The organism is Leptospira brenneri, from assembly GCF_002812125.1.
GTDB lineage: Bacteria > Spirochaetota > Leptospiria > Leptospirales > Leptospiraceae > Leptospira_A > Leptospira_A brenneri.
In genome coordinates this window covers 1-2,077 of sequence record NZ_NPDQ01000022.1, presented here as the reverse complement: position 1 = coordinate 2,077, position 2,077 = coordinate 1, and the positions used below count along the sequence as shown (strand labels likewise).

The following is a 2,077-nucleotide window of genomic DNA, read 5'->3' as shown; positions in this document are numbered from 1 at the left end:
AACTTTCCAAGGGAGATGAAATCCTCGAATTTCAAGGTGAGGTTGTCGATGTTTCTCCAAAGCAGCCACTAGAAATCATCTGTCGAGATGGGATGTTTTCCATGCAACTAAAGAAACTTTCCAAGAATTTTTACAATGTAAGCATCGATAACTTTTTGAATCAAATTGCACCGACTGGGACGCAGATTAAAGTAGATACTGCCATAGCAAACACGAAAATCACCATGGACACAAATGGAAGAAGTGGCGCATGGGCTGCAATGCAGCTACGCAAACGTGGAATAGATGTCTTCTTTCGAAGGGGAATTTTATACGCTCAAGATCCAACAAAATTATTTGCTCCTGGCATACCTAAACGCTTTCGGATAACGCATAACATCATCAAGGATGAGGTTTCCACACGAGAGGGAAAAGATGTCACTATCGTAGTCCGAAGCTATCAAACGGAAACGGGAAGAACACTAGAAGGCCGTTTCGGGAAAGGTGATTCACATTATGTGGATGTGGATCGTTTATCCCTTAAAGAAGCAACCGAACTGGCGAAATCAATTCACAAAGAAATAGCAGGTAAAGGTCTTGTCGGGAAGTTTGATACCTTCGGAGCTCCTTCAGTAAAGCATTCAGAAATTATTCGTTTTGAAGATCCTGATGATTCCAAACGAACTAAAAATGTCTTTGTGGAAAAGGTAACGAAAACTTGGTCTGCTCGCGAAGCAAAGTATCGCCAAAACATTCAGCTTTCAGTTGTAGATTTCAAGGGGGCCGAATGAGCATTGCAGATGACCTGGTTACAATTTTTCTGGCCAATTTCTCCTTCTATTGGCCAACCCTAGCCACAGTGCGAAATGTTAAGAAGGAACCAAATCCAACTACTGCAGATGCAGGTTTACTTACCGTCATTATAAACAATGCGACTAAAGATGATGTACAATTTTTCCCACCTTTCATTCCGAAGACCGGGAGTAAGTGTCTCGTAATTGCTTTAGATAATCGTTCTGATCGATCTGTTGCGATTGGTTTCAATCAAATCGATAAACTGAAAGGGAAAATTGGCGGAACCTTGGAATACGAGTTATCTGCCAGCGGGTTGGAAATTAAACTAACACCTTTGGAGGTAAAAATCAATCCTACAGGAGTTACGATAGGAACAGGATCCATAACAGCACCTAATACTACGTTACTCAAAACACATCTAACACAATTAAATACTTCTCTCCAATCTCTATACACAGCAATTAAAGCAGGCACGATCACCTCGATGGATGGTGGAGCATCATTTAAGTCTGCCCTAGTATTAGCGACGGAAACTATTCCTTTACCAACCGTACCGACCGGTCTCGATCAAACCAATTTAAAGTATTCGGTAGGCGTGTAAAAAGTTGGGACATAAGGGACAGTGAACATGGATTTTATAACAAAGACCTTGCGATCAACGAGAGAAGAAAAAGAGTAATAACGTGGATTTTGCCGTAGACCCTATCACCAAAGACCTTGTTTTAGAAGAGAAAACCAAGGAGTTAAAAATTCTAGATAATGACCGAGACATTGTATCAGCAATGTTAGTAGAGGCATTTGATATGCCTGTGGCCGACGATATTGATTTTCCCGAAATCTACAGCAGACAAAGAGTCTTCCTTAAGAGTGACGATCTAATTTCGAAACACGAGCGTTTATCAGACATTCAACGTGTTCTGAATTATTTCCCTGCGATCGATTCTCGTACAATTGAAATAACAAATGAAGATAGCACCAAACCTACTGGAATCTACTTCCGAACAATGTCGAACCAAGAGGTAGAGCTCTCACTATGAACATTCGTGATTTTGCAATAAAATATGAACTTCCTACTCATGAAGTAGAAGGACTCAAGGACAGAGCAAAGTTTTGGGCAAGAGAAAACTTTGCGGAGAAACTTCTAATTTTTATCTACTGTCAAGCATTCGGTGTTTTCCCTGGCGGTTACGAAAACGAAACTACTGAGGAAGAGATTTTACAAAACATTCGATTGTTGATTCAAGATGAACTACAATCTGCAAACACCACTTGGTCCAGTGTAAAGATAGCCGCTTTCACAAAT

General features: G+C 40.5%; 3 protein-coding genes and 1 pseudogene. All 4 read left to right on the top strand.

What is annotated here, in order from left to right; translation table 11 throughout:
* On the top strand, nucleotides 1–770 hold a 770-nt coding region (locus CH361_RS19765; RefSeq protein ID WP_100792496.1), incomplete at its 5' end, for a late control protein.
* The gene (locus tag CH361_RS19475; protein WP_100792495.1) at nucleotides 767–1,375 is read left to right on the top strand and encodes a hypothetical protein; all 609 of its coding nucleotides are present in this window, start codon (nucleotides 767–769) and stop codon (nucleotides 1,373–1,375) included. The genes CH361_RS19765 and CH361_RS19475, both read left to right, overlap by 4 nt.
* 82 nt (nucleotides 1,376–1,457) lie before the next feature.
* Nucleotides 1,458–1,811, top strand: coding sequence for a hypothetical protein (locus tag CH361_RS19470; protein ID WP_244279965.1), 354 nt, complete (start codon nucleotides 1,458–1,460; stop codon nucleotides 1,809–1,811).
* Nucleotides 1,808–2,077: pseudogene (locus tag CH361_RS19465) on the top strand (hypothetical protein); the annotation flags it as partial. The gene CH361_RS19470 and the pseudogene CH361_RS19465, both read left to right, overlap by 4 nt.

What these genes read in the sequence shown, in the direction of transcription:
- CH361_RS19475 (WP_100792495.1), top strand. Translation starts at nt 767, where the DNA reads ATGAGCATTGCAGATGACCTGGTTACAATTTTTCTGGCCAATTTCTCC.